The organism is Microbulbifer discodermiae (assembly GCF_040742695.1).
Classification (GTDB): domain Bacteria; phylum Pseudomonadota; class Gammaproteobacteria; order Pseudomonadales; family Cellvibrionaceae; genus Microbulbifer.
In genome coordinates, this window is the sequence record NZ_JBFLAB010000009.1 from 1 (window position 1) to 26,012 (window position 26,012).

Genomic DNA, 26,012 nt, shown 5'->3' on the forward strand with positions numbered 1-26,012 from the left:
GTCGAACTCGGGGCTGAAATAATGGTGGCATCCACTATGCTGCCTTCTCGCAAAATCAGACCGTGCTGCCCTAAGTGCTTGTTGATCTTGTTAAACAGTTTTTTGCCAAGCTGATGCTCTTCAAGCAGGTGACGGAAGTTTAGGGTCGTTGTCTCATCCGGCACGCGATCCAACCGAATACTGGCAAAGCGGCGCATTGATTCTATCTCATAAAGAGCGTCCTCCATGGCGGGATCGCTCAAGTTGTAGGCCAACTGCATAATGTGGATACGCAACATGGCGGGCAGTGGATAAGGTGGCCGACCCATGCCGCCACGGGCATAGTACTTGGCGACGGATGACTCCAACTGCCTCCACGGCAACAGCTGATTCAGCTTCTCGAGGAACAGTTCGCGCCGTGTTTTGCGTTTCTTGATAGTGTATTCGGCTTCGGCGAAGGTCAGTTGGCTCATGATTGAATCTGTGTATGTTGGAAATGGGGTAAATTATGCCAGACTGGAGCAGTTTTTCAGAGGTTCCTTAGTTGTCGGGTTAGTGTAAACAGGCCCTAGTAGAAACCTAACTGCAATAAAAATGTAAACAATCGATAGCCGATTGAAATTTATCGTTACTTTTCCCGCCAATCCCGTTTTCAGTAACAATTCCGCAATATCCCCTTCTTAAATTCCCTGTTTGGAACAGCGGGCTGCCAAAAAACACTTTTTCAATAGCCCGCTAACTGACCGAACGCAGATGTTGTTGCAGATCCTCTACCAGTTTATTGGTGGTGGTCATTTCGCCGCTTAGGTTCTGGAGTCTGCCCACGCATAGACTGTGACGCATCTCCCCGGCGGCTGCGCAGGCATCTTCCACCAGGATTGGGCAGTAGCCGAAATCAGCACCCGCGCGAATCGTAGATTCGATACTGCCGTCTGTGTGCACCCCGCAGCAGTAGAGCTGGGACAGGTTGAGCTGGATCAGTAGCTCGGGCAGGTTACTGTTGCCAAAGGGCCCGATACCGGTTTTATTGATGACCAGTTCATCCCTCAGGGGGACTACGGAAGCGAGAAATTCGGCTTCCGGGGATCCCGGTGTCGCCAACAGTCCGGCCCGTTTGTGCCAGAAGGTCCGGTCGCGTCCATCGCTGGTTTTGGCTCTGGTGCGTATGTGCAACACCTCCAGTCCCTTGTCACGGAATACGGCTTGCAGCCTGCGCACATTGGGCAGAACCACAGTTTCCAGGCGGGCGAAGAATTCGTCTTGCTCCTCCTGGCTCCAGTGGAGTTTTCCTCCGTCTGCAAAGATGCCCTGCCCGCGGGTGGCGAACAGGGTTTGCAGGTCGATACACAGCAGGGCCGGTTTCATTGTTCCCTCCAGCGGATTGATGCCCAGAGCGGATGTATTGGCTGGGTAGAGGCCAGGGACACTATCGCCCCGGCAATACGCCCGGCAGCATGAGAAAAACTTCTTCGGTATTGTTTTCAACCCGGGTTTGCAACACAGGTCCGCAATGCCTCCACCACTAATTGAGCATCTGGGAGCTCGATTTGCGGCCCGCAGCCGGGCGCTTGTTTAGATGCCGGGCCAATAGAGTCAGTGTAGCCCGTGAGCGGTGGTGGGTGGAGTGAACAGGAATGGCGAGGATGGGTCAGGAAGCGCTGAACCAGCGCTCCCGGTAAAGTTTACATATTGGGATAGTTGGGGCCGCCGCCGCCTTCGGGTGCCACCCAGACGATATTCTGAGTGGGATCCTTGATGTCGCAGGTTTTGCAGTGTACGCAGTTCTGCGCATTGATCTGAAAGCGCTTGCCGTTGGCGTCTTCTACAACCTCATAGACAGCGGCGGGGCAGTATCTTTGTGCTGGCTCATCGTAGATGGGCAGGTTGTGATTCAGTGGTATCTCGGCATCCTTTAGCTTCAGATGGCAGGGCTGGTCCTCCTCGTGATTGGTGTTGGAGATAAACACCGAGGACAGTTTGTCAAAGCTCAAAACACCGTCTGGTTTGGGATAGTCGATTGCCTTGCAGTCGGCGGCCGGTTTTAGCTGGGCGTGATCCGCACCGGTATCGCGCAGGGTCCAGGGCAGTTTGCCGCGAAAGATATTGAGGTCGACAAACGCGTAGGCCGATCCGAGGATATTGCCCAGTTTGTGTTGGGCGGGGCCGAAATTGCGTTGTTTGTGCAGCTCCTTCCAGGCCCAGCTGTCGGCGTATCTGCGCGCATAGTCCACGAGTTCGTCGCCGCTGCGATCCGCCGCCAGGGCTTCCACCAATGTCTCGGCGGCGATCATGCCGGATTTCATCGCGGTGTGATTGCCCTTGATTTTGGCGAAATTCAGGGTGCCGGCGTTGTCGCCGATCAGCAGGCCACCGGGGAAAGTCATCTTCGGCTGCGACTGCAGTCCCCCTTTCACAATGGCGCGTGCCCCGTAGGCCACACGTTGCCCACCCTGTAGATACTGGCTGATCACCGGGTGATGCTTGTAGCGCTGGAACTCGTCGAAGGGGCTCACATGGGGATTCCGGTAGGCCAGGTCGGTGATCAGGCCGACCACCACCTGGTTGTCCTCCAGGTGATACAGAAAGCCGCCGCCGGGCGTGCCGCTCTGGTTCAGTGGCCAGCCGGCGGTGTGGACCACAAGGCCCTGCTGATACCTGTCTGCGGGCACCTTCCAGATTTCCTTGATGCCGATACCATAGTGCTGCGGGTCCCGGTCCGCATCGAGCCGGTATTTGGCGATCAATTGTTTGCCCAGATGGCCGCGACAGCCCTCAGCGAAGAGGGTGTACTTGGCGTGCAGCTCCATCCCCGGCATATAGGAGTCCTTGTGCTCCCCATTCGCGCCGACGCCCATATCGCCGGTGGCAATGCCTTTGACGGAGCCATCGTCGTTGAAGAGTACTTCGGTTGCGGCGAAGCCCGGGAAAATTTCCACTCCCAGGTTTTCCGCCTGCTCGGCCAGCCAGCGGCACAGGTTGCCGAGGCTGATAATATAGTTGCCTTGATTGTGCATGGTGCTGGGCACAAACAGATTGGGAACCCTGATGGCGGCCTCGTCATTGCGCAGAACATAGATATCGTCGCTCTGGACCTGGGTATTCAGGGGGGCGCCACGCTCTTTCCAGTCCGGAAACAGCTCGTTCAGCGCGGTGGGCTCAAACACTGCGCCGGACAGAATGTGGGCGCCGACCTCAGAGCCCTTCTCCACCACGCACACGGAGATCTCGTCATTTAGCTGCCGGATACGACATGCGGCGGCCAGCCCGGCGGGACCGGCGCCCACGATCACCACATCGTACTCCATTGATTCGCGTTCCACGGCGCTCTCCTCCGCTGGTTGCATACACTATCTCTCCGGGTCTTGTGCCCTGGATTGGGTCACGATTATATCGGGCTTTAAGTGGCCCTACCAATTGCAGGAGCAGCCGTTTTCCCTGGCAAATAGGCCGTTTTGCCGCAGCTCCGCGCCCGCCTATAAGCCGTCCCTATGGAGGGAAATTGATGTGGTGAATAGTCTTTACCCAACTCAATCCGGCTATTGATTTTGCGTTATAGAAGGCTCACCATATCGCGCGTTCAAACACTCGTTTGACTCTGAAATCAAATTCGTTCGCGATTTGACCTGTCAGTCGCGGCTCCAAAAGTTTACCGAGACGGGATTTCCATGAAAGTTCTTGTAGCTGTAAAACGCGTTGTCGACTACAACGTCAAGGTTCGCCCCAAGGCGGATGGTAGCGACGTCGATATCGCCAACGTAAAGATGTCCATCAACCCCTTCTGCGAAATAGCGGTGGAAGAGGCGGTGCGCTTGAAGGAGAAAGGTGTCGTCAGCGAGATAGTGGCTGTTTCCATGGGGCCCAAGCAGTGCCAGGAGCAGATCCGCACCGCACTGGCGCTGGGTGCGGATCGCGGCATTCTGGTGGAGACAGATGTGGAGCTGCAACCCCTGGCTGTTGCCAAGTGCCTCAAGGCAATGGTGGACAAGGAGGAGCCACAACTGGTGATTCTGGGCAAACAGTCTATCGACGGTGACAACAACCAGACCGGCCAGATGCTCGGCGCCCTGACCGGCATGGGGCAGGGTACCTTCGCGTCGGGAGTGGCAATCGAGGGCGACTCGGTGCAGGTCACCCGGGAAATCGATGGCGGCCTGCAAACGGTGGAGCTGAAACTGCCGGCCATTGTCACTACGGACCTGCGCCTGAACGAGCCGCGCTACGCCTCCCTGCCGAATATTATGAAGGCCAAGAAAAAGCCTCTGGATACAACCACTCCCGATGAGCTGGGTGTGGATATAGCACCGCGCACTACAACCCTGAAAGTGGAGCCGCCGGCCGAACGCCAGGCCGGGGTTAAAGTGGCGGATGTGGCGGAGCTGGTCGAGAAACTGAAGAACGAAGCGAAGGTGATCTGATGAGTATTTTGGTTATTGCGGAACACGACAACGCTGAACTGAAAGGGGCCACCTTCAATACCGTTGCCGCAGCCGGGGAAATCGGCGGCGAAGTGCATCTGCTGGTTGCGGGTTCCGGCTGCGCAGCTGTGGGTGAGGCAGCGGCGAACATGGACGGTGTTGCCAAGGTTCTGGTGGCCGACAACCCCGCCTACGGACATCAGCTGGCGGAGAACGTCGCCCGGCTGGTGGCGGACCTGGGCAAGGATTACAGTCATATTCTTGCGCCGGCTACCACCACCGGCAAAAATATGTTGCCGCGGGCCGCGGCGCTGCTGGATGTGCAGCCGATTTCGGACATCATCGCAGTGGAGTCGGCGGACACCTTCAAGCGGCCTATTTATGCGGGCAATGTGATCGCTACGGTGCAGAGTTCCGATGCGATCAAGGTAGTCTCGGTCCGCAGCACCGCCTTTGACCCAGTGTCCGCCGAGGGCGGTAACGCAGTAGTGGAAGCTGTGGATATCGCCGATGATGCGGGGGTATCGTCTTTTGTCGGTGAGGAGCTGGCACAGTCTGACCGCCCTGAGCTGACCGCTGCCAAGGTGGTGATCTCCGGTGGTCGGGGTATGCAGAATGGCGACAACTTCAATCTGCTGTATCGCCTGGCCGACAAGCTGGGCGGCGCCGTGGGCGCATCCCGTGCGGCGGTGGATGCAGGCTTTGTGCCCAACGACATGCAGGTGGGGCAGACCGGCAAGATAGTTGCACCGGACCTCTACATAGCGGTGGGTATTTCCGGTGCCATACAGCATCTGGCGGGTATGAAGGACTCCAAGGTGATCGTTGCTATAAATAAAGATGAGGAAGCGCCGATCTTCTCCGTCGCAGATTACGGGCTGGTGGCGGATTTGTTCGATGCGGTGCCGGAGTTCGAAAGCAAATTGTAAAGTTGGGTTAATATACTAGGGTGGAAAAAGGGCGGCGTTAGCCGCCCTTTTGTTGCCGCTTCACGGAAAGCCAGAGTGGGCGGGTCTTTGCGGCGGTTTGCGGCTTTGGTGTCGCGCCGAATGGTTAAATTTTAGCCGATTGGTGTGGATTGCCTTTCTGGGTGCGACGATTGACAATAGGCGCCATAAGATACAGAAAAGCTACCACCGGTTAGGTTTTTGGGTAAGTTCATGTCCGCAATCCAGCGTGTCACAGGGTCACTCCGATCAGTCTTTGCGCCTTCCCAACCGGGCAGAAGACTGTCGCGCGGCGTGCTCGCCTCGGTGGTGGTGGCCGCCGGCTGGCTGTCCGTTAACCTGCTGGCCTACGCTTCGATACTGGCGCCCGCCGGGGAGGATTCCCTGCTAGTGGTGCGCGATGGCAATCTGCCCAGTGCCGGGCAGAGCACAACCATTCCCGATACGCCTTTTTTTGGCCGCGCCGAGGTCAAGCAGGAGGCGGAGCCGGATGTGGATCTGGCCAATATCCCGATTACCCAGTTGAATCTCGTGTTGTCCGGCGTGCTGGATAACTCCACCAAGGACAAGGCCAGCGCACTGATTGCGGAAAAGGGAAAACCGGCCCAGCGCCTGTACGTTGGTGATCGCCTGCCGGGTGGGGCGGAGCTGTTTTCTGTGGCGATCGATCACATAGTGTTGCGCCGCAACGGGAAAATGGAAAAACTGACTTACCCCGATCACGACGGGCGGCCCAATGTGCCGCTCAGTCGCTACACCGGCAGGAATGTCGCTGGCCGCGCAGTAGAGGTGAATGCGGCCAATGCCGCCGCGAGAGCGGAGAAGCAACAGTCCATTCGTGAGCGCCTGAAAGAATTGCGCAGCCTTGCGCGTGAAAGGCGCGAAGCACGCCAATAAAATGTTTCGAATACCAGAGTTTTGTTTAAGAGCCTGATAATAATGATGAGGATGTTCAATCGCCGGCTGTTTGTCGCCGGCTTTCTGGGACTGCTGTTGTCCACACCGGTGCTGGCCCAACCACAGGCTCAACCACAGGCCCCACCCCCGGAGCGCGTCACACTCTCACTGGATAATGCCGATATCCGCGACCTGATCAACTGGGCCGCGGACTTCACCGGCAAGAACATTATTGTGCACCCTAACGTCAAGGGTAAGGTCACAGTGATCGCCGGCGACCCGATGACCCACGAAGAGGCCTTCAACGTTTTTATGTCGGTGCTTCAGGTCAATGGCTTTAGCCTGGTGGAGCAGGGCGGAGCCTGGAAGGTGGTCCCCGATGCGCTGGCGAAACAGCAGGCGATACCAGTAGTCGGCAACGGTACCAAAGCGCCGGCCGAATCCCTGGTAGTGCGCACAGTGCGGGTCAAGAATATTTCCGCGGCGCAGCTGATCGCCATGCTTCGACCTCTGATACCCCAAACCGGTCACCTGGCCGCTTATGCGGAGACCAATACACTGTTGATTGCGGACCGTGCGGCCAATATCGAGCAGATAGTGCGATTGGTTCACCAACTCGACCATGCGGGTGCCATCGACATTGAGCTGGTGCCACTGCAATTCGCCTCCGCCAAGGAAATCAAACAGGTTATCAACGACCTGCTGATTTCCGGCGGCAAGCAACCCGGCACCGACGTGCAGCCGTTGCGGATCGCCGTCGACGAACGCTCCAACTCGGTGTTGCTCACCGGGGACCCGGTCACCCGCCAACAGATCAAGAACGTGATAGCGCGCCTGGACCAGCCACTGGCCGGGGACGGCAATACGGCGGTGGTCTATGTCCAGTACGCCAATGCGGCGGACCTGAAACCGATTCTCGAGGGCATGAGTGGCAGCATCCAGAAGACGGAAAAAGACCAGCAGGCGGCGGATGTGGAAGTCAGTATTCAGGTCAACGAAGCGCTGAATTCGCTGGTACTGACCGCGCCGCCGTCATTGCTGGAAACCATGAAAGGGGTCATCGCCAAGCTGGATGTGCGTCGGGCACAGGTGCTGATAGAGGCGCTGATCGTGGAAGTGACGGCGGACAACGGCAGCGACCTGGGCATCAAGTGGATCGCCGGGGCGGGCGACGATGTGGTGGCGGGGTTCAATAACGACGCGGCACCAACTCCTATCGTCGATGATGAGGGTAACCAGATATCCGATATCAATCCGCTGTCATTAAACCCGCTAAATTTGATCGGCAGGGGCCTGAACCTGGGTTATCTCAGCGGCACCGATCTGCGTGCGGTTGTGAATGCGGTGGCGACCCAGAGCAACGCCAATATCCTGTCGACGCCCACCATTATCGCGCTGGACAACGAAGAGGCCAGCATACTGGTGGGCCAGAATGTGCCCTTTGTCACTGGCGAGCAGCTCTTGTCCGGCAGCAACAATGACCCCTTCACACAGATACAGCGGGAGGATATAGGTACCGAACTGAACGTTACCCCACGGGTGAACAACAATAACTCGGTAACCCTGGATATCGAGCAGAAGGTGGAAAATGTGGTTCCCGCCGCGGAGGATGCCACCGGTGCTTCCGACATCGTCACCAGCAAACGGGAGATCAGCACGCGGGTGCTGATCGACGACGGCGCTATTCTGGTGCTCGGTGGCCTGATTGAGGACAATGTGACCGAAACATCGTCCAAGGTGCCATTGCTGGGCGATATTCCCGGTATCGGCCGACTGTTTCGCTCCAGCAGGAAAAGAGTGCGCAAAACCAATCTGATGGTATTCCTGCGCCCGCGCATTTTGAGTGACCAGGTGGCGGGCTACGAGGAAACCCGCAAGCGCTATCTCGACCTGCAGCGGAAGCAGATAGAAATGCGCGGGGAAACCAGCCTGCTTTGGGACTGGCACCGGGGCGAGGTTCTGCCGGATCTGCTGCCGCCTTCCGGCACTTACGACGAGTCCGGCTCCTCAGACGCGCCAGTCCAGGTACTCGAGGTAGAAAAATGATCAGCGGCGAGGTGTCTGCGACACCAAAACGCCTGCCCTATGCGTTTGCCAAGCGCCACAAGGTGCTGCTGGTGGAGCGCGAGGGGCGTCCCTGGTGCCAGTATGTGGCGCCGATCAACGCCGGTGTGCTGGCGGAGCTGCAGCGGCTGAGCGGCCTGGAAGTGGATATCGAGCCTGTCGACGAGGGCGACTTCAACATGGCGCTGCAGCGCCAGTACGAGAATCGCGAGGGGGGCAACCTTTCCGACGTCGAGGGACTGGGTGAAGAGCTGGATCTTGCGGCGGTGGTGGATTCGCTGCCGGAAACCGAGGATTTGCTCGAACAGGAAGACGATGCACCCATCGTCAGGCTCATCAATGCCATCTTTGCCGAATCCCTCAAACAGGGTGCCTCGGATATCCATATCGAGACGTTTGAAAAGCGCCTGGTTGTGCGCTTTCGCGTCGATGGGGTATTGCGCGAGGTACTCGAGCCGCGCCGTGCACTGGCGCCGCTGCTGGTGTCCCGCATCAAGGTCATGGCCAAACTGGATATCGCCGAGAAGCGCATTCCCCAGGACGGACGTATTTCACTGCTGATGGCGGGCCGGGAAGTGGACGTGCGCGTATCCACCATGCCCTCCAGTGCCGGCGAGCGGGTGGTGATGCGCCTGCTGGACAAGCAGGCGGGCAAAATGGATCTGCGTCAACTGGGTATGTCCGAGAGCGATCTCGGCGCTATGACCGAACTGCTGGCGCGGCCCCACGGCATATTGCTGGTCACAGGCCCCACAGGTTCCGGTAAAACCACCACGCTCTACGCGGGCCTGGGCAGTATCAACAGCCGCGAGAAGAATATTCTCACGGTGGAGGACCCGGTAGAATACAACCTCGAAGGCGTTGGCCAGACCCAGGTCAACACCAAAGCTGACATGACATTTGCCCGCGGCCTGCGGGCGATCCTGCGCCAGGACCCGGACGTGGTAATGGTGGGTGAGATCCGCGACCTGGAGACCATGCAGATCGCCATTCAGGCCAGTCTGACCGGCCATCTGGTGCTCTCCACTCTGCACACCAACACAGCGCTGGGGGCCGTAACCCGCCTGGTGGATATGGGGATCGAGCCCTTTTTACTGTCCTCGAGCCTGATCGGCGTTTTGGCCCAGCGATTGGTGCGGGTGCTGTGTCCCGAGTGCAGGGCGCCGCACCCTGCAGACGCCAGTGAATGTGAATTGCTGGGCAGGGGGGCGGCTGAGAAAACCATCATTTACCGGCCGGTGGGTTGTGAGTCCTGTAGCCAAAGCGGTTACGTCGGGCGGGTGGGTATCTATGAGCTGGTGCCAGTCAACGAAACCATGCGTCAACTGATCCACGACCGCGCCTCTGAAAGCGCCCTGGTCGGCGAAGCGCGCAAAGTCGCACCCAGTATCCGTGAAGATGGTATCGCCAAAATTCTGGCCGGAGTCACTTCGCTGGAGGAAGTCGTGCGCGTGACACAGGAGTCCTGACGTGGCGGCGTTCCAATACGCGGCGCTGACCGCTTCCGGGCGCAAAAACCGCGGCACTCTGGAGGCGGACAGCGCCCGGGCCGCGCGACAGCAGCTGCGTGCCAAGGGCATGGTACCACTGGAGGTGGCCCCGGCCACGGAATCGTCCGCAGCCGGCAACGCCAGCTTTCTGTCCGGCAGCCCCGGCCTCAGTGTCAAACATCTGGCGCTGCTGACGCGCCAGATCGCCACTCTGCTCCGGGCCGGTATTCCCCTGGAGGAGGCGCTGGGGGCCATTGCCAGCCAGACGCGAAATCAAAAGATTCGCCGCATTGTGCTCGCCGTGCGCGGCAAGGTGCTCGAAGGGCACAGCTTCGCCCAGGCGCTGGGCAACTTTCCCCGCGCCTTTCCCAATCTGTATCGGGCCACAGTGGAGGCCGGGGAGCACTCCGGGCACCTGGATGCCGTTTTGGAGCGCCTGGGAGATTACACGGAAAACCAGCAGAAGTTTCGCCAGAAGGTCCAATTGGCCTTGATTTACCCCATGATGCTGGTACTGGTCTGCGTACTGGTGGTGACGGGTCTGATGGTGTATGTGGTGCCCGATGTGATAGAGGTGTTTACTGGCAGTGGACAGCTGTTGCCGCTACCCACCCAGATACTGGTCGCCATCAGCGATTTTATCGCCGCCTGGGGCTGGCTGGTGCCGCCGGTGCTGCTTGCTCTGATCGTCGTCGCCATTGTTATGATGAAACGCCCCGGAGTGCGCTACCGGGTGCATCACCGCCTGCTGGAATTGCCGCTTGTGGGTTGGTTGGTGCGCAGCGGCCAGAGTGCCCGCTATGTGGGAACCCTGGCCATTCTGACTGGAAGCAGTGTGCCACTGGTACAGGCGATGGGTATCGCGGGTGGGGTGATGTCCAACGACTTTCTCAAGGAGCGGTTGCAGGCAGCGCAAAAGTCAGTGCGTGAGGGTGGAAGCCTGCGCCGGGCTTTGGAGGATGTTGGGTATATTCCACCGATGATGATCTACATGATTGCCAGCGGGGAGTCCTCGGGTAGTTTGGACGCGATGCTGGGCCGGGCGGCGGAGTCCCAGGAGCAGGATTTGCAGGGGGCAGTAACGGCGTTCGTCAGTCTGTTCGAGCCGGTCATGCTGCTGCTGATGGCGGCGATAGTGTTGTTTATCGTGATGGCAATAATGATGCCCATCATGAGTATGAATCAGATGGTGGTGTAATTCAGCTGCCGGCTGAGTGGAACCACCGGGATAGAACCAAGGTGGAGACAGGTAAAGGTGATTGCAATGAAAAGCATGCGTGGAAATGGGGGCTTTACGCTGATCGAGATCATGGTGGTGATCGTGATACTCGGCGTACTGGGGGCTCTGGTGGTGCCGAATATCCTGGGCCGCACCGGAGAGGCGCGGATGAAGGCGGCGGTAACGGATCTCCGCGCCCTGGAAACCGCACTGGATATGTACCGCATGGACAACTTTGTGTTCCCCAGTACGGACCAGGGTCTGCAGGCGCTGGTGAACAAGCCGAGCGGCTTTCCAGAGCCAAAAAACTGGTCGCAGCCCTACCTGAAGCGCGAGGCCAAGGACCCCTGGGGCAATGAATACCAGTACATCAGCCCGGGCAGTAATGGCCCCTACGATCTGTTCAGTCTGGGTGCCGACGGCAAGCCCGGTGGTGAGGGGGAGGCGGCGGATATTTTCGCGTCTGAACCCTAGTCTGCAAACAGTCGATTCACATGTTTGTGCGGCCCGGTCGCAGCGCCGGCTTTACCCTGATTGAATTGCTGGTGGTGATTGTGATTATCGCCACCCTGGCCGGTATGGCCGTGCTCTCCCTGGGGGGCTCCGATGTCCGGGCCTGGAAAGGTGAAACACAGCGCCTCGCCGGAGTTTTGCAATTGGTGGTGGACCGGGCTGTGATCGACAATTCTCACTATGGGGTGGTGTTCAATAGCGACGGCTATTCGGTGGTTCGCTACGACCCCACCAGCCTGGAGTGGCAGTCCCCCGAAGCCGATGCTGAGACCGTCAGCACCATGGCGCAGCGGTTTGCCGTCCACCAGCTGCCGGGAAACATGCGGGTGAAGGTATTGCAGCAGGCGGAACTGCCCTCGGCGGCAAGCGATGAGGACACTGAGGATCCGGTGCCGCAGTTTATCGCTCTGGCCAGCGGCGAAGTCCTGCCGGCCGAACTCGCCGTTGTGCTGCTGGAGGACCGGGAAGTGTCCCGCGCCGCCAGTATCTCCTATTCGAGCCTCTACGGGCTGCAGCTTCAGTGGCAGACCGATGACTATTGAGGTCCGGAGCCGGGAGATGGGTTTTACCCTGGTGGAGGTTCTGGTGGCCCTGGTGATCTTCGGTGTTATCGCCGCCAGCCTGCTAAAAACCATGCAGGACAGCGTGCAGGCTCAGGCCGCCATGGAACAGCGGCTGGCGGCCAACCTGGCGGCACAGCAGGTGCTGGCGCAGATTCGCCTGCAGAGTCCCTGGCCACCCCTGGGGGAGCAGACAGAGCGGGTCCCCGCCGGGGCCCGCGAGTGGGAGGTGACGGCCAGGGTCGAGGCCACCAGTGAAGAAAAAATGCGCCACATCATTATCCAGGTGGCCGAGCCGGAAGCGGACAATCCCAGCTATACCCTGGACGCATGGGTGGCCGAGTGAAGCGGCAGCCAGTATTCAGTCCCGTAATGGGGCAGGTGCCGCCCCGGCGCGGAAGTCCGGCGCCCGGCTTCACCCTGATCGAGATTCTGGTGGTGCTGGTTCTGGTGTCGATTATCAGTGTGGGCGCCTTCACGCTGCTGGATACCTTCAACCACACGGACCAGGTCTTGCAATACCGGGCCGAGGAGATGCGTCGCTTTTCCATGGCCATGTACCGCATCGATGACGATCTGCGCCAGGTTACACCGAGGCCGGTTAAAAATGCCTACAGTGGCTACGAGCCGGCGCTGAGGGGGGATTCCGACGAGCTGGAGTTCACCCGCCTGGGCGCGTCCAACTTTACCGGGGAACCCCGGGGTGAGCTGCAGCGTGTCAGTTACCGCGTGGGCTTTGCCGAAGATCCGGACGCGGATTCCGGGGATCAAGAGTCACTGCTGTTGAGGGGGCGCTGGCGAATCCTGGACCGCGCACCGGACAGCGAGCCTGTCTCGGAACCCCTGCTGGCCGGTGTCGACAGCCTGAGCCTGCGCTATTTCGATGGGGAGACGGAAGCCTGGCTGTCCCAGTGGCCGCCGGCATCCTCCACCACTGATGCGGGAGCTGTCGACCTGCGGTTGCCCCGGGCCGTTGAGTTTGTCCTGCTCACCCAGGCGAGCGGTGAACTGCGGCGGGTCTTCGTTCTACCCAGTGGCGCGGTAAGTCTTAGCTCCAATCGGGGAGGAGGCGGTGGCGGTGGCGGTGGCGGTGATGGGGGTGGCTCCGACAATAATGACGGCTCCCAGCCCAAACCGGGGGACGGCGAAGGCGATAACGGTGGGAAGCGCGATGGGTAGTGTTGGCCTAGCGCGCCAGAGGGGTGTGGCGCTGATTACCGTACTGCTGGTGTTGGTGATCGCCGTTGCCGCGGTCAGCCAGGCCATTGTGCGCAACCGCATAGCCGTTTCCCGCACCGCGGCCCTGTTGGCCAATACCCAGCTTGCGGAATTTGTCGGTGGCGCCGAAGCCTGGGCCAGGGTGGCACTGGAGCGGGATTACGAGGAGGATCGGGAACAGTCACCGTCGTCGGATTCGATGCAGGAAGGCTGGGCCGGGCCGGCGCTGTCTTTCAACCCGGAAAATGGCAGGATCAGAATCAACATCCAGGATTTGCATTCCTGTTTTAATGTAAACAATCTCGCCGGCCCGGGCGCCGGACAGGCGGATCAGGTGCAGATTTTTCAGCGCCTGGTGGGCAATGTAACCGGCAAGCCGGAGCTGGCCAAAGCCATACTGGACTGGCTCGATCCCGGCGATACGCCGCTGGCGCCGGGGACTGAGGACGACGGTTATCTGGGCCTGGAAATGGCGCACCGCACTCCGGACACACTGATCAGCGATGTTTCCGAACTGGCTGCGGTACAGGGGATGGAGGGCGAAGACTGGCAGGCCTTGAGGCCCTACCTTTGCGCACTGCCGGCGGAGGGTACGGCGATCAATGTAAATTTTGCCTCCGAGGCCCTGCTGGAAGCGGTTGATCCCCAGGCGCGGGTGGAGGATGTATTGAGCTTTCGCGATTCTGAGGGCGTATTCAATGAACAGGCCCAGTTGCAGGATTTTGGTTTTCAGCAGACCCAGGCGCTGGTGTTTGACAGCCAGTATTTCCTCGCCAGAATCGCGGTGCAGCTGGGTGATGGGGAGGAATACCGGCAATATTGGGAGTCCATGATTTATCTGGACGAGACCAAGGGCGAAGCCAAGGTGATGCAGCGCCACAGGCGGAATTTCGACATTGCCTATATGCGTGAGCTGCTGAGCTTCGAGGCTGAAGGCCCGGACAATTCGGACAATAATGCTAATTAAATTTAAATGGTTATGATTAAAAAGGTAACTGGCGGCGAAACCGCTTCGGGATCCGAGAAGCGATTGTTGTTACTGCGGCTGGTGGAGGATAGCAGTAACCAGATTCCCCGGGTGGAATGCTGGAGTGATTGCGGCTGGCGCACCGTCGCTATGGACGATGATTTTGCGCGCGCGTTTGGTGTGGACGATCCCGTTACTACCGAGGAGGAGCCCGCGGACGCGTTGGAATTGCAGTTTGGTGAACAGACGCGGGCGCTGCTGCTGTTGCCCGGACACTGGGTGTGGAGTGGGGTGGACAGCATTCCCAAAGCCGCCCGTCGCCAGAGTCAGGCCATTGGCTATATGGTCGAAGAGCAGCTGGCCGAGGACGTTGAGGATCTGCACTTTGTATGTCAGCCCCGCGCGGGAGAAGCGTGCAGTGTTTACGCTATCGCCCGCCAGAAGATGGAAGTGCTGCGGGATCAGCTGCAGCGGCTGGAGTGGCCGCTGATTGCCGCTGTTCCCGAATACCAGCTACTGGATCTGCTGGATACCGATACCGCCCTGTGGCTGGATGGGAACCGTGCCCACCTCTGGTACGGCAGCGGTCACGGCCTCTCGGTACAGCGCCGCTACCTGCAGCAGCTTCTGGCACCCCTGGTGGAAAATCACAGCGAAGATAGCCAGGAGGGTGATGCAACCCCGCAGCTGGAACTGATCGGCGAAGACCCCGACGATCAGTTGACCCGGGCGAATCTGGAATCACTGTTCGGCGACGGTCTGCACTCTTCCGCCGGCGCGGCGGAGGAGCAACTGTTGGAGCGCTTTCGCCCTTCGCGCATGGCCAATCTTCTCACTGGAGATTTTGCGCTGGCGACTGACAGGGAAGAGCCCAACTGGTGGATAAGGCCGGCACAGGTGGCCGCCATTTGTTTTGCGGTGCAACTGCTGCTGTTTGTAGTGGCGGGTTCCTATTACAACTGGCGTGCCTCCGGTTCTGAAGAGCAGGCGCGAGCACTGTTTACGGAATTGTTTCCCGAAACCCGGCCCGGCCGGGATCTGCGGCGCCAGATTGAGGGGTATCTGAAGCAGGCCGCCGGCGGCGGCGATGGTTTCAGTGGCCAGATGCAGCTGTTGAGCGAGGTATGGAACCAACAGGGCAGCGGCCAGTTGAAGCTGCAGTCCCTGCGTTTTGACGGCCAGCGTGGCGAATTGGTGTTACAGGTGAAAGCCGCCGATCTTGCTGAGCTGGATCGATTTGTCGGCAGCCTCAGCAACGGCCAGTACCGGGCCGAACTGCTGGCTGCCAGTGAATTGGAAAAGGGCGCATCAGGTCGTGTCAAGCTGCAGTGATCGCATTGATTCACCCGCCCGCCAGTCGGCGCTGGGGTGAATCCTGCCCGTGGACCTGCCGTCGGCAAAGGCCGGCGCTTCCGGGTACTCGAACAGGATTTTAAGGGCGGCAATTCATTCGAACAGGCTTCGATTGGTTTGCCGGATTAACAGATATTTGCACCTGCCAAGAAAACCGAGTGATGAAACAAGCAATTGTCGAGGAACTGCAGCAGAAATGGCGTTCCCTGCCGCCCAATGACCAGCGTGCGCTGGGAGTACTGATCCTGGTGCTGGGGGGACTTTTTATCGTTTACGGTCTGTTTACGCCCGCCAAGCACTTTTTTGACGACGCCTACAGCCGCGCCGACGCATCGCAGGAGCTGGTGCAGTGGATAGAATCCCAGCGCAATGTGCTGGAGCGCCTCAAGCCCCCCTCATCCAGCGGTCAGGCCTCCGGGACCCTGTTGCAAAGGGTGACGGCGGCGGCCCGGCAACACGGCATTTCTATCAAGCGCTTCGAGCCCGAGGACCAGGGGCGCATTCGTCTGTGGATCGACGAGGCGCGCTATCAGGACCTTCAACCCTGGCTAAATACCCTGGTCCAGCAGGGGTTTGTGCTCCGCACGGTAAACTTGGATGCCCTGGCGGAAGAGGGAATGATTTCCGCCCGACTGACCCTGGAGGGCTGAGGGTATCCCGGAGTTAGGGTGTTGTCGTCTGCAGTCTTGATGCGCCCGCCGGCTATGGGAAGTGCCGCAGGTATTTGCTGCTCGGAGCCGATGTGACCGAAGAGTTTATTTGCTCCAAGTCCATAGATTGAATATCTATTGCTACGGTGACCGATATTACCGTCCGGCATACTGTCGAGGCAGTCCCCAATCACTCCTAGGCCTGTTGACACTAAGTGAGCGAGCCCTATTTACGGCCCGAACATACCTGCTCGGGACAGCAGGTTGCTGGCAAAGTCTTTTTCAGCAGCCTCAAAACCCGCAGGGCGCCATGAATGGCCATCGTCGATCGGGTCCATACGGAGCCGCCGGAATTGCCGTAAAGGTGCCGGGCAGGCCGCATTGGGTGCGGTTCCTGGAGCTGGCTTGTGCCCCTGAAACACTATTTTTATCCCCCGGAACGCCCCAATATATCCGCGAACCCTATACTGAGGGAAGTAGGATGAAATTGGTGCCAATATGCTGTTCAAAGAGTTGTCTTCCAGTCACTTGGTTGAGGTAGCGGATATCGTTACCTTATCCAACCCCTACGAACTCACCGTCGTCGGCCGCTACCTCTGGGGTGAAGAGGTCCAGGATCCCGAGGTCTTTGACAAGACCCAGTTGTGTTTCCTGTCTGGTGAGGCACTGCCTCGCTGCTGGCACGACAGCCGCTACCGGGACAGGGAGGTCAGCCGTATGCGCTGCGGCACCAGGGCGGAGGATGAGGACTATTATCAGGGCGCCTGAATCCGCTGCAGAGGTTCCCTGGCTCCGGTCCACTGGAGGAGCCTGTAGCCGTGGTTATAAGCCCAAGTGTCCATTACAATACGCGCCAAATTTTTTACCTGCCCGGCGTGCCGGGCGGAAGTCGGCCATCAGGGCTATTGCCCCTTAGCCGGCCGCCAGTGGTAGTGAATCATTCAGGACATGAAGTTGTATGTCTTTTGAGCAATTCGAGCAGTATTCACTCTGGCTGGGGGTCGGTGGGCTGATTCTGTTTATGGTGTTTATCGTCTGGAGCCTGGCCAGGGAATCCAAGGCGGGGCGATTCGGTACCTTTGTTTTGTTTCTGGCCCTGGGCCTCGGCCTGCTGGGCTTTGTGATCAAAACAGTGCTCGTTGAAGTGTTGGGGATCGGCTAGAAGCTGGCCGCGCCCGGCCCGCCTTAACCTCGGTGTCCGGCTGAACTGATACGCGGGTTCGATATTCGTGCAGATGGAATACACCAGCGCCAGGGCAGTGGTGAAAGGGCTAAATGCCAATGTTTGATCGACCGGAACTCAAAGTACAAAAAGACCGTCGCGTCTGTCGACTCACAGACGCGCGTATGGCCAAGTACAGCCGTCGCGTGATGCTTTTTACCATTATGGTGTTTTTCATCGCAGTGACAGTGGGTGAGTTGCCCCTGGTTGCACCGCAATTGACCCTGGTGCTTGCTATAGGGTTGATCCTGCTGAGTCTGTTGCACGGCTATCACCTTTTTCGCTTTGGCAGCCTCTATGCCGCCGGTCCGCATCGCTGGCGCCGCCGCTATTTTTTCACCGCAATTCTGTTCGCTGGCTGGTGGGGTCTGATACTGGTGTGCCACGAGTGGCTGCTGGGATTTGCGCCGGAGACCCACTTTTTGTGGCTCTATACCGTGATGTACAGTGCCATTGTGGTGACCGTATTCGCGCCCTACTACCGGTTTCTCACCTGGTGCCTGGTGGTATCCCTGGTGCCGGCTTCCGCTACATCGTTTCTATCGGGAGATATCCTCGGCACTGTCTACGGTGTGCTTTCGCTGGCGTTTGTCTGGCTCATCTCCCGCCAGGCACGACTTGAGTCCGAGAATTACTGGGGTCGTATGGGCGCGATGCAGGAGTTGCAGCAACGCGCCAGCCAGCTCGCCGTGGCCAGTAAAAGATCCGATGCGGCCATCGAGTTAACCAATGAATTTGTCGCAAACATCGGCCAGGAGTTTCGCAGCCAACTCACCGACTCCCTGGGAGCGCTGGCGCTGCTGGAGGCGGAGCAATTGCCGGAGCGGCAGCGGGAGTGGGTGCGGCTGGCAAAAAACGCCAGTCGCCAGCAACTGAAACTGGTGGATAATGTCGGTCTTTTTACCCGTGTGGCAAGGAAGAGTATCCGGCTGCGACAGGGGCCCTTCAATCTGGTAAAAACCGTCGAGAAGTCGTTTAAGTTTGCCGCAAAGGCCTCCCATCGCCAGCGCCTTGAATTCAATTTCGAAATAGACGACAAGCTGCCGGTCATGGTGATCGGGGACAATCGCAAGACCTCCCAGCTGATACGCAACCTGGTGGAGGCGGCTACGGCAATAGCCCAGCAGGGCGAGATCTGGGGACAGGTGGACTTTTCCCCTATCAGCACCGCGGAGGGACAGATGACGATCGCCCTCATGGACGATGGTCAGGGTGAGATACTGCCGGACGAAAGTGAACTGTTCGGCGCCTTCTCGCGGGTAGACAGCGCCCAGGTAGCTACGGGGCTGGGCCTGTCCATTGCCAAGGGGCTGGCGGAAGCCATGGGTGGCTATCTGCAGCTGCATTCCAGCCGCGACGGCAACCGCTATCAGGTGGCGATGAGATTCGCCACCGAACCGAACCAGCGCTTCTATCTGGTGCCGGATCGCCGCTTGCAGGATTTGGACATACTGCTGTTGCACCAGAAGGGCCTGTTTGTCAGCGGCCTGGAAAAGGCTCTGAGTTCCTTCGGAATGGAGGTGCAGGGTTTGAAATACACCTCATCGGCGCACCGGCCGGCACTGGAGGAGGCTGTGCAGCAGGCACTGGTGCGCAGTCAGCTGGTGTTGCTGGTTCCGGCCATGGGCGATTCGAGCCTGCTGACGGCAGTCCAGGAGATTATCGACCACAGCGATGTAGAGCCCAAAAACTGCCCACTGATGTGTCTGGGCGCCTATGGCCATAAGCAGGCATTTACCCCCTTTATCAAAAGCCTGCCCTGCACACAGTATCTGAGCCGCCCGGCGACCCGGAAGGAACTGCACGATGCATTGATCGGTTTGTTGTTCTGTGGTGGTAAAAAGACCAGCCGTCGCATTGTCACCAGCAGTGGTGCCCACCCGCGCCAGTACGCCTTGCTGTTGATCGAGGAGTCGCGCCAACACCAGCGGGTGACCGAAGAAATGCTGCACACGTTGGGATACCGGGTGGAAGTGGCCCGGTCGGTGGTGGACGCGCTGGAGCTGCTGTCGGAGGGGCACTACGATATGCTGCTGGTGGACTGCCAGCAGAATACCGAACACAGTGCACAAATTATCGAAACCCTGCGCCATTGGGAATCAGAGCATGCAGTGGAGAATCGACTGCCGATCATCGCTCTGACCAGCACCACGGAAGAGCAGTTCGAAGGCCGTTGCCTGGCGGCGGGTATGGATGATTTTCTCACCAAGCCCCTGGGTAAGGACCAGCTGCGGGAAACCATCGAGTGCTGGCTCGGCAGCGCCCGGGACTGATCCGAGCACCTGCTGCATGGGGCTGCCCGCCCGTCGGTCCGCTCAGCCGCCGGCGAGCTTTACCCTAAAGTCGCGGTCTTCCAGCAGGGCCTTGATCTCGCTGCGCTTGTCACCCTGAATTTCAATCACCCCGTCTTTTACAGTGCCGCCACAGCCGCAGCGTTTTTTCATGTCCGCCAGCAATAGCTTCAAATCGGCGTCGCTGCCCGGGAGGCCCCGCACGCAGGTGACGCCCTTGCCCTTGCGGCCTTTGCTTTCCCTTTGAATACGAACAATCCCGTCGCCGCTGCGGCGGGACTCCTTGCTCGGTTCCTCTTTGACCCGGCCGCGATCGGTCGAGTAAACCAGACGGTTTTCCCTGCTCATGATTTCCCCCAGCTGTCCAGCCAACCCGGCTGGCGGGATCGGCCCTGCAATGCGACGCAACCCCGCGCGAAAAGTTCTGCCGCTGGCTCGCCGGTAAATCCGGCCTCTTAGCCGCCGGCAGCGACCCCCGAGACCTCTCTGGTGTTATATGTTAGCGAAAAAGTGCGCTGTTGTAGCGCAGTGCTCTAACAAGAGTCAGGCTTTGCCGACCGGAATTGCGGTGCGCCTGTGGCGGGCGGGACCTTCCGGCGCTATAGTCTGTGCCGGCAGGAGGATATATGGCACTAACCGGCAGGCGCAAATGGCTTAATGAGGTAATTTTCGGCACTGACACGCCGGCGGGAAAAGGCTTTGATGTATTTTTGATCTGGGCCATTCTCCTCAGTGTGGGTCTGGTACTTCTGGTCTCCGTCGAGGGTATCGCCGGGCGGTACGGGCGGCTGTTCTTTTGGCTGGAGTGGTTTTTTACCGGGCTGTTTACGGTCGAGTATATTCTGCGTATCTACTGTGCGGTGGACCGCCGCAGGTATATTTTCAGCTTTTACGGCGTGGTGGACTTTCTGGCGATATTGCCCAGCTATGTGGCGCTGGCCTTTACCGGGGCCAGTTATCTGCTGGTGGTGCGCCTGCTGCGGGTGCTGCGCATTTTTCGCGTGCTCAAGCTGGTGCGCTATCTGCGTGATGCAAACCTGCTCATGCGGTCCCTGTGGCAGGCGCGCAGAAAAATTATGGTGTTTTACGCCAGCGTACTGGTGATGTGCATCATTTTCGGTGCGCTGATGTTTATGGTGGAGGGGCCCCATAGCGGCTTCACCAGTATTCCCAAGAGTGTCTACTGGGCGATTGTCACCCTGACAACGGTGGGGTACGGCGATATCACCCCGCACACGCCCCTGGGGCAGGCGATTGCCTCCCTGACTATGTTGGTGGGCTATTCCATTATCGCTGTGCCAACCGGGATAGTAACTGCCGAGCTGGCCAGTGAGATCGGCAGAGAGCGCAGCGTGCAACGCTGTGACAATTGCAGCCGCGCCGGCCACGACCGGGATGCCGACTACTGTCGCCACTGCGGCTACAGGCTGGAAGAACTGGACACAGCGGGCCGGGATCTGGGCTGAGTCGCCAGCCGGTAGCCGCTACCAGTTGTCCGGCACGCGCACCGCCACCACCTCCGCCGAGGCGCAGATGCGGTCTCCACTGGTGAGGGTGCAGTGCAGGGTGGTTTTCCTGCCGCTGCGACCGGTGATTTTGGCCCGCAGCGTTACCGGGGCATCCATCGCCGCCGGCGCTTTATAGTGGACATCCAGCCTGCCGGTGGCGTACCAGATTTTGTCCCCGGTGCCGGGTTGGCGCCCGGCCTGCCGGTAGCCGTCGGCGATCGCCGTACAGATGGTGTGACAGTCGATGATGGTGGCGATGATGCCGCCATTGAGGTAGTGGGTGGGCCCGGCGCAGTGCTCCGGGGCGGGGGTGAACTGGCAGTGGGTTTCGTCGTCGCCGACCCAAAAGCTTTTGATTTGCAGGCCCCGGTCATTTTCCGGGCCGCAACCGAAGCAGTGGTTCGCGGGAATTTGATCCTGAATTGCCACCGGCTCAGTCATGGTTGTCCCTCTGTGAAAAATTTTGCGGCCATGCTAACGATTTGCGCAGGACAGGGGAAGAAATTAATCTTGCGCCTCCTTTTCCCACTGCTGGACACTTGCGATGGAGATATACGGCCACTGTGCCCCCGGTTTCGAGCCGCTCTTGGATACCTTTGCCGCCAATTTTCGCCAGAGCGGTGAAACCGGTGCGGCTTTTGCCGTCCGCCGGTCCAATGAGCTGATAGTGTCGCTGTGGGCGGGGCGCTGCGACCGGGAGGGACAGGTTCCCTATACGGAGGACACCATCGCCAATGTATTTTCCTGCTCCAAGGGGGTACTCGCGGTGTTGGCGATGCAGCAAGTGGCTGCCGGTCGGCTGGACCTGGACCGGCCGGTGGCGGACTACTGGCCGGAATTTGCCGCGGCGGGCAAGGCCGCCATTACGCCCCGTCAGTTGCTGTGCCATCGCTCCGGCCTGGTGGCCTTCCGCGAGCGGGTGGCGGACGACTTGATTTACGACTGGGATGGAAGCTGCGCGCGGGTGGCGGCCGAGGAACCCTGGTGGCCGCCGGGATCGCGGCAGGGCTATGCGGCTTTTCTCTATGGCTGGAGCCTGGGCGGATTGCTGGAGAGAGTCTCGTCGCGCACACTGCCCGAACTCTATCGCGAGGTGCTGGCAGACTCGCTGCAGCTGGATGGCGGCTTTGGTGCCCTGGGCCACAGGTCCACCCGCATCGCGGACGTGGGTCCGCTCAAAAAGCCCCTGCCGGAGCTGCGGGAAAATGCCGTGGCACACGCCATGAAAGAGGATCGCCAGGGGCCGGTTGCGAAGGCCTTCTCCAATCCTGTCAGTCTGCTGACCGGCAGTAACGGCTCCGCCTGGCGGGGGGCGCTGATACCGGCGGCAAACGGGCACTTCAGTGCCCGGGATCTGGCGGGCATCTACGGTGACCTCGCACTGGCCAAAGGGGCAATTCTGGATCCGCACACGGTGGCGGAGGCCCGCAGGGAGCAGAGCCGGGAGCGCGATGCCGTATTGCAGGCCGACGTTGCCTTTGGCTGTGGCTTTGTTCTCAGCGGCCGCGGGGCGGACCTGCGTTTTGGCGGGGACTGGGGCTTTGGGCATCCGGGTGCAGGGGGCAGTGTCGGTTTTGCCGATCCGGAGCGGGAGATCGGCTGCGGCTATGTGACCGCGCGCCTGGGGCAGAGCCTTTTTATGGACAGGCGCTCGGTGCACCTGGTGGAACACTTATACCGGTTGTTGTAATGGAACAGAATATCGAATTGATCCGTCGGGTGGACGAGCTGGAGACCCGGCTCGCTTTTCACGAGGACACAATGGCACAGCTGAATGATGTGATTGCACAGCAGGATGCCGAGATTCGTGCCCTGAAAGCGCAGTTTGAGGAAGTCCTGGCCAGATACCAGGATATTGCACTGCAGGTGTTTGGTGACGGTGACGCGGCGGATGATAAGCCGCCGCACTATTAGCAGAGAAGGGCATTCTCAGCGACCTGCTATTTTCAAGTGAACAGCAAGTGATTCAGCGTAATTGCGCAGGTCTTCAAGGGCGACAAATCAATACCCGCTGTCCGCCTCTGTTCTGATTAACTGCCTCTGGCGGTTAAACCACCTATGCCTGCTGCAATTTCTCACCGTCGCTTCACGGTTATGGGCCCGTTCCAATGACCGGTAAATCCTATCCCTTTTATGTCCCTGATTGCTCTGTTCACCTGCATTCACAGGCCGGTCAACAGAGTTTAATTTATCCGTAAAAAATATTTCACCTTCACCCCTCAATGTACGCGGGCAACTGGGCTGGAGCATGGCTGCTCCGGTCCGCGTCTGCTCAATCACTACAACAAGGGGTGCCCCGATGAACATCAGAAAAAAACCGCTGGCTGCAGCCGTCTCACTCGCCACTTTGGTGGCTGCCAACCCGTTGCACGCCGAACAGGCGGGCGGTGAACAGCTGGAAGAGGTAGTGGTGCTGGCCAAGGGCGTCACTTTTAACCGCAGCGAAGTGTCCGAGGCGATGCGCAGGCAGCAGTCCACCATTACCAGCGTGAACGCGCTGATTGACAACCTGCCCGGTGTTTCAGTCAACGAGGGGGATACTTACGGTTTTGACGACTGGTCCACCAACATCAGTGTACGCGGCTTCACCATCAGTCAGGATGAGCAGCAGATAGGCACCACTATTGACGGTATTCCCAACGGCGGCTCCAATTACGGTGGTGGCTCCAAAGCCAACCGTTTTGTGGATCCGGCCAATATCGGCTCTGTGGAGGTTTCCCAGGGCACTGCGGATATCGCTTCCCGCTCACATGAAGCCCTGGGCGGTACCATCGACTACCGCACGGACGACCCGGCGGATGCGCGGCGCAGCCGAATGGAAGTGTCCGCGGGGGAATTCGATGCCCGGCGATTCTACTATCGCTTCGACTCAGGTACATTCGCCGACAACAGCAAGGCGTGGATTTCCTATTCCAATCAAAAAGCTACCGACTGGATCAATGAGAGCGCGGAAAACGAGCGCGAGCAACTGGCGGCCAAACTGGTGACCACTTTGGAAGCCGGTACTATCAAAGCCTATGTGGCTTACGATGATGTCCACGAGGACAATTACCAGCGTATTTATTCCGCGGCCCAGTTCGAGGCTTCTCCCAAAGACGATTTTCTGCGGGATGAGTGGACCGGAATTCCGCACATCGACCAGCTGTATCGCCGCGGCTGGTCGACATTGCGCAAGAACCTGCTCAGCTATGCCCAGTTTGACTTTGATCTGACTGACAGCCTGAACCTGCAATCCGGTGTGTACTATCACCGCAATAAAGGGCGCGGCGACTGGGTGCCGCCCTATCTGGTGGATATCATTGATGACGGCAGTGCCGGGGAGTCCGAGTTCCTCGGTGCTCCTACCGTTTACGGGGGTGTCCAGCGAGGGCAGATTTTCTTTGTCGATGCGGATGGCAGCGCACTCAGCCCCAGGGACGGCTGTATCTCTTCGGTGGTTAATGTCTACGGTCAATCCGGTCCGGAATACGATCCCGCCTGTTATCCCGCAAATGCGCTGCCGGTCATGTCCTACCGCCACACCCACTATGGCAAGGAGCGCACCGGCGTGACCCTGGATTTTAGCTACAATGGCCTGGTCGCCGGCTACGACAACACGTTGCGCGGGGGTTTTTGGTATGAGGATGCCACCCGAGACGAACACCGTGACTGGCACAAAATCACCGATGCCTCCCAGGGTGCCGGTTTTGAAGCCAGTCCCTACTGGGTGCAATATGATCGCAGCTACCCCCAGGAAACCCGCAATTGGTATCTGCAGGACGCCCTCACCATCGATAGCGTCACGCTCACCCTGGGGGCCAAACAATTTCTGGTGGACGTGGAGCGGAAGGATCTGTTTGGGGCTTCGACCGATGCTAGGGTCAACTCCGATTCCGATATACTCATCTCCGCCGGGCTGCTGTGGGAAACTCCGCTGGAAAATACCGAACTATTTGCCGGCTATGCGGAGAATTTCAAGGCGATCGGTGACAGTGTTCTCGAACGCCCGGATTCCGACCTGGAGAATATCGAACCAGAGACGTCCGAGACCATCGAATTCGGACTGCGTTATGCCGGCGATAGTTTTACCACCACTGCCACCTATTTTGAGAACGAGTTTGAAAACCGCATTATTTTCCTGGACAACAATACCACGGCGGGCCCCGATTACCTGATCGGAACCAACGGCACCTACTTCAATGCCGGCGGTATCGAATCCAGTGGTGTGGAACTGCTGCTGGACTATGACCTCTCCGAATCCCTCAACCTTTACACCTCCTATACCCTGATTGACGCCACCTATATCGGTTCCGGCGATGCCGCCGTCGATGAGGCCCAGGGCATTACTCCCGGTAACCACGTTGTGGGTATCGCCGACCACCTGTTTGTGGTGGGACTGGATTGGGCTTCGGAACTGCTGTACGGCGGTATCTCGGCCAAGTTTACCGGGGACCGCTATGTGGATCCGGGCAACTCCTGGGTGGCCGCGTCCTATACGGTGGCGGATGCCTACCTGGGCCTGAACTTGGTGGATATTCATCCGGCGCTGGCCCGCACAAACCTGAATCTGGTGGTCAACAACCTGTTTGATGAGGACTACCTGGGCTCAGTGGTTTCCGGGGGCGCCTGGATAGGAGCGCCGCGCACGGTTTCCCTGTCCGCTGTTGTGGATTTCTAACGCCATCGGGTTAACGCGGCACAAGGATGTGCTGCCGCCGGGCGGAGTCCGGTGCAAACTCC

At 59.1% G+C, this 26,012-nt stretch carries 25 protein-coding genes; 20 read left to right on the forward strand and 5 right to left on the reverse strand.

Going from position 1 to position 26,012, the window contains the following annotated elements; translation table 11 throughout:
* The 3 genes from AB1S50_RS05110 to AB1S50_RS05120 form a co-directional block, all read right to left on the reverse strand.
* Nucleotides 1–452: IS5 family transposase (locus tag AB1S50_RS05110; RefSeq protein WP_367149392.1), on the reverse strand; the 452-nt coding region annotated here is incomplete at its 3' end.
* 262 nt (nucleotides 453–714) lie between these two features.
* Nucleotides 715–1,344, reverse strand: coding sequence for a cysteine hydrolase (locus tag AB1S50_RS05115; protein ID WP_367149393.1), 630 nt, complete (start codon nucleotides 1,342–1,344; stop codon nucleotides 715–717).
* 317 nt (nucleotides 1,345–1,661) lie between these two features.
* On the reverse strand, nucleotides 1,662–3,299 hold the full coding sequence (locus AB1S50_RS05120) for an electron transfer flavoprotein-ubiquinone oxidoreductase (protein ID WP_455363733.1): 1,638 nt from the start codon (nucleotides 3,297–3,299) through the stop codon (nucleotides 1,662–1,664).
* A 345-nt stretch (nucleotides 3,300–3,644) separates the two neighbouring features.
* On the opposite strand from AB1S50_RS05120, the gene AB1S50_RS05125 reads away from it, so the two are divergent.
* The 16 genes from AB1S50_RS05125 to AB1S50_RS05200 all read left to right on the forward strand — a co-directional run bounded on the left by AB1S50_RS05125 (nucleotide 3,645) and on the right by AB1S50_RS05200 (nucleotide 19,767).
* Nucleotides 3,645–4,394 (forward strand): electron transfer flavoprotein subunit beta/FixA family protein, encoded by a 750-nt coding sequence (locus AB1S50_RS05125; RefSeq protein WP_367149394.1) that lies wholly within the window; start codon nucleotides 3,645–3,647, stop codon nucleotides 4,392–4,394.
* Nucleotides 4,394–5,323: an electron transfer flavoprotein subunit alpha/FixB family protein gene (locus AB1S50_RS05130; protein WP_367149396.1), complete on the forward strand. Its 930-nt coding sequence runs from the start codon at nucleotides 4,394–4,396 to the stop codon at nucleotides 5,321–5,323. The genes AB1S50_RS05125 and AB1S50_RS05130 overlap by 1 nt, the downstream gene beginning before the upstream one ends.
* Before the next feature lie 231 nt (nucleotides 5,324–5,554).
* Nucleotides 5,555–6,238, forward strand: a complete 684-nt coding sequence (locus tag AB1S50_RS05135; RefSeq protein WP_367149397.1) for a type II secretion system protein N — start codon at nucleotides 5,555–5,557, stop codon at nucleotides 6,236–6,238.
* Nucleotides 6,239–6,280: 42 nt separating this feature from the next.
* Nucleotides 6,281–8,284 (forward strand): type II secretion system secretin GspD, encoded by a 2,004-nt coding sequence (gene gspD, locus AB1S50_RS05140; protein WP_367149398.1) that lies wholly within the window; start codon nucleotides 6,281–6,283, stop codon nucleotides 8,282–8,284.
* On the forward strand, nucleotides 8,281–9,771 hold the full coding sequence (gene gspE / locus AB1S50_RS05145; RefSeq protein ID WP_367149399.1) for a type II secretion system ATPase GspE: 1,491 nt from the start codon (nucleotides 8,281–8,283) through the stop codon (nucleotides 9,769–9,771). The genes gspD and gspE overlap by 4 nt, the downstream gene beginning before the upstream one ends.
* 1 nt (nucleotide 9,772) lies before the next feature.
* Nucleotides 9,773–10,990 carry a type II secretion system inner membrane protein GspF gene (gene gspF / locus AB1S50_RS05150; protein WP_367149400.1) on the forward strand — a complete coding sequence of 406 codons (1,218 nt, stop codon included), beginning with the start codon at nucleotides 9,773–9,775 and terminating at the stop codon, nucleotides 10,988–10,990.
* A gap of 66 nt (nucleotides 10,991–11,056) precedes the next feature.
* Nucleotides 11,057–11,485: a type II secretion system major pseudopilin GspG gene (gspG, locus tag AB1S50_RS05155; protein ID WP_367149401.1), complete on the forward strand. Its 429-nt coding sequence runs from the start codon at nucleotides 11,057–11,059 to the stop codon at nucleotides 11,483–11,485.
* Nucleotides 11,486–11,505: 20 nt separating this feature from the next.
* Nucleotides 11,506–12,066 carry a type II secretion system minor pseudopilin GspH gene (gene gspH / locus AB1S50_RS05160; protein WP_367149402.1) on the forward strand — a complete coding sequence of 187 codons (561 nt, stop codon included), beginning with the start codon at nucleotides 11,506–11,508 and terminating at the stop codon, nucleotides 12,064–12,066.
* A complete protein-coding gene (gene gspI, locus AB1S50_RS05165; protein ID WP_367149403.1) occupies nucleotides 12,056–12,430 on the forward strand; it encodes a type II secretion system minor pseudopilin GspI in 375 nt (124 codons plus the stop codon). Before gspH ends, gspI begins: the two co-directional genes overlap by 11 nt.
* The gene (gspJ, locus tag AB1S50_RS05170) at nucleotides 12,427–13,263 is read left to right on the forward strand and encodes a type II secretion system minor pseudopilin GspJ (RefSeq protein ID WP_367149404.1); all 837 of its coding nucleotides are present in this window, start codon (nucleotides 12,427–12,429) and stop codon (nucleotides 13,261–13,263) included. Before gspI ends, gspJ begins: the two co-directional genes overlap by 4 nt.
* Nucleotides 13,256–14,269 carry a type II secretion system minor pseudopilin GspK gene (gspK, locus tag AB1S50_RS05175; protein WP_367149405.1) on the forward strand — a complete coding sequence of 338 codons (1,014 nt, stop codon included), beginning with the start codon at nucleotides 13,256–13,258 and terminating at the stop codon, nucleotides 14,267–14,269. The genes gspJ and gspK overlap by 8 nt, the downstream gene beginning before the upstream one ends.
* 6 nt (nucleotides 14,270–14,275) lie before the next feature.
* Entirely contained in the window at nucleotides 14,276–15,601 is a 1,326-nt protein-coding gene (gene gspL / locus AB1S50_RS05180; RefSeq protein ID WP_367149406.1) for a type II secretion system protein GspL, read from the forward strand.
* Between the two features lie 182 nt (nucleotides 15,602–15,783).
* Nucleotides 15,784–16,272 (forward strand): type II secretion system protein GspM, encoded by a 489-nt coding sequence (gene gspM / locus AB1S50_RS05185; RefSeq protein ID WP_367149488.1) that lies wholly within the window; start codon nucleotides 15,784–15,786, stop codon nucleotides 16,270–16,272.
* A 498-nt stretch (nucleotides 16,273–16,770) separates the two neighbouring features.
* Nucleotides 16,771–17,040, forward strand: coding sequence for an acetyltransferase (locus tag AB1S50_RS05190; protein ID WP_367149407.1), 270 nt, complete (start codon nucleotides 16,771–16,773; stop codon nucleotides 17,038–17,040).
* Nucleotides 17,041–17,230: 190 nt separating this feature from the next.
* A complete protein-coding gene (locus AB1S50_RS05195) occupies nucleotides 17,231–17,434 on the forward strand; it encodes a DUF2788 domain-containing protein (protein WP_367149408.1) in 204 nt (67 codons plus the stop codon).
* Nucleotides 17,435–17,547: 113 nt separating this feature from the next.
* Complete coding sequence (locus AB1S50_RS05200; protein WP_367149409.1) at nucleotides 17,548–19,767, forward strand: hybrid sensor histidine kinase/response regulator; 2,220 nt, start codon at nucleotides 17,548–17,550, stop codon at nucleotides 19,765–19,767.
* A 42-nt stretch (nucleotides 19,768–19,809) separates the two neighbouring features.
* Here the strand turns inward: AB1S50_RS05200 and yciH are convergent, their stop codons facing one another.
* Nucleotides 19,810–20,133 (reverse strand): stress response translation initiation inhibitor YciH, encoded by a 324-nt coding sequence (gene yciH / locus AB1S50_RS05205; protein WP_367149410.1) that lies wholly within the window; start codon nucleotides 20,131–20,133, stop codon nucleotides 19,810–19,812.
* Nucleotides 20,134–20,411: 278 nt separating this feature from the next.
* Here yciH and AB1S50_RS05210 point away from each other — a divergent pair, with 278 nt between their 5' ends.
* Nucleotides 20,412–21,251, forward strand: a complete 840-nt coding sequence (locus AB1S50_RS05210; protein WP_367149411.1) for an ion transporter — start codon at nucleotides 20,412–20,414, stop codon at nucleotides 21,249–21,251.
* A gap of 18 nt (nucleotides 21,252–21,269) precedes the next feature.
* Here the strand turns inward: AB1S50_RS05210 and AB1S50_RS05215 are convergent, their stop codons facing one another.
* Nucleotides 21,270–21,734, reverse strand: a complete 465-nt coding sequence (locus tag AB1S50_RS05215) for a PaaI family thioesterase (RefSeq protein WP_367149412.1) — start codon at nucleotides 21,732–21,734, stop codon at nucleotides 21,270–21,272.
* A gap of 103 nt (nucleotides 21,735–21,837) precedes the next feature.
* Here AB1S50_RS05215 and AB1S50_RS05220 point away from each other — a divergent pair, with 103 nt between their 5' ends.
* From AB1S50_RS05220 to AB1S50_RS05230, 3 genes are all read left to right on the forward strand, one after another.
* Nucleotides 21,838–22,983 carry a serine hydrolase domain-containing protein gene (locus AB1S50_RS05220; RefSeq protein WP_367149414.1) on the forward strand — a complete coding sequence of 382 codons (1,146 nt, stop codon included), beginning with the start codon at nucleotides 21,838–21,840 and terminating at the stop codon, nucleotides 22,981–22,983.
* Nucleotides 22,983–23,207 carry a SlyX family protein gene (locus tag AB1S50_RS05225; RefSeq protein WP_367149415.1) on the forward strand — a complete coding sequence of 75 codons (225 nt, stop codon included), beginning with the start codon at nucleotides 22,983–22,985 and terminating at the stop codon, nucleotides 23,205–23,207. Before AB1S50_RS05220 ends, AB1S50_RS05225 begins: the two co-directional genes overlap by 1 nt.
* 385 nt (nucleotides 23,208–23,592) lie before the next feature.
* On the forward strand, nucleotides 23,593–25,950 hold the full coding sequence (locus AB1S50_RS05230) for a TonB-dependent receptor domain-containing protein (RefSeq protein ID WP_367149416.1): 2,358 nt from the start codon (nucleotides 23,593–23,595) through the stop codon (nucleotides 25,948–25,950).
* Nucleotides 25,951–26,012: the final 62 nt, after the last annotated feature.

Excerpts from the sequence above, each read along its gene's own strand:
- AB1S50_RS05115 (WP_367149393.1), bottom strand. The coding sequence starts at position 1,344 with ATGAAACCGGCCCTGCTGTGTATCGACCTGCAAACCCTGTTCGCCACC.
- AB1S50_RS05125 (WP_367149394.1), top strand. The coding sequence starts at position 3,645 with ATGAAAGTTCTTGTAGCTGTAAAACGCGTTGTCGACTACAACGTCAAG.
- AB1S50_RS05130 (WP_367149396.1), top strand. The coding sequence starts at position 4,394 with ATGAGTATTTTGGTTATTGCGGAACACGACAACGCTGAACTGAAAGGG.
- AB1S50_RS05135 (WP_367149397.1), top strand. The coding sequence starts at position 5,555 with ATGTCCGCAATCCAGCGTGTCACAGGGTCACTCCGATCAGTCTTTGCG.
- gspD (WP_367149398.1), top strand. The coding sequence starts at position 6,281 with ATGATGAGGATGTTCAATCGCCGGCTGTTTGTCGCCGGCTTTCTGGGA.
- gspE (WP_367149399.1), top strand. The coding sequence starts at position 8,281 with ATGATCAGCGGCGAGGTGTCTGCGACACCAAAACGCCTGCCCTATGCG.
- gspG (WP_367149401.1), top strand. The coding sequence starts at position 11,057 with ATGAAAAGCATGCGTGGAAATGGGGGCTTTACGCTGATCGAGATCATG.
- gspH (WP_367149402.1), top strand. The coding sequence starts at position 11,506 with ATGTTTGTGCGGCCCGGTCGCAGCGCCGGCTTTACCCTGATTGAATTG.
- gspI (WP_367149403.1), top strand. The coding sequence starts at position 12,056 with ATGACTATTGAGGTCCGGAGCCGGGAGATGGGTTTTACCCTGGTGGAG.
- gspK (WP_367149405.1), top strand. The coding sequence starts at position 13,256 with ATGGGTAGTGTTGGCCTAGCGCGCCAGAGGGGTGTGGCGCTGATTACC.
- gspL (WP_367149406.1), top strand. The coding sequence starts at position 14,276 with ATGGTTATGATTAAAAAGGTAACTGGCGGCGAAACCGCTTCGGGATCC.
- gspM (WP_367149488.1), top strand. The coding sequence starts at position 15,784 with ATGAAACAAGCAATTGTCGAGGAACTGCAGCAGAAATGGCGTTCCCTG.
- AB1S50_RS05190 (WP_367149407.1), top strand. The coding sequence starts at position 16,771 with ATGCTGTTCAAAGAGTTGTCTTCCAGTCACTTGGTTGAGGTAGCGGAT.
- AB1S50_RS05195 (WP_367149408.1), top strand. The coding sequence starts at position 17,231 with ATGTCTTTTGAGCAATTCGAGCAGTATTCACTCTGGCTGGGGGTCGGT.
- AB1S50_RS05200 (WP_367149409.1), top strand. The coding sequence starts at position 17,548 with ATGCCAATGTTTGATCGACCGGAACTCAAAGTACAAAAAGACCGTCGC.
- yciH (WP_367149410.1), bottom strand. The coding sequence starts at position 20,133 with ATGAGCAGGGAAAACCGTCTGGTTTACTCGACCGATCGCGGCCGGGTC.
- AB1S50_RS05210 (WP_367149411.1), top strand. The coding sequence starts at position 20,412 with ATGGCACTAACCGGCAGGCGCAAATGGCTTAATGAGGTAATTTTCGGC.
- AB1S50_RS05215 (WP_367149412.1), bottom strand. The coding sequence starts at position 21,734 with ATGACTGAGCCGGTGGCAATTCAGGATCAAATTCCCGCGAACCACTGC.
- AB1S50_RS05220 (WP_367149414.1), top strand. The coding sequence starts at position 21,838 with ATGGAGATATACGGCCACTGTGCCCCCGGTTTCGAGCCGCTCTTGGAT.
- AB1S50_RS05225 (WP_367149415.1), top strand. The coding sequence starts at position 22,983 with ATGGAACAGAATATCGAATTGATCCGTCGGGTGGACGAGCTGGAGACC.
- AB1S50_RS05230 (WP_367149416.1), top strand. The coding sequence starts at position 23,593 with ATGAACATCAGAAAAAAACCGCTGGCTGCAGCCGTCTCACTCGCCACT.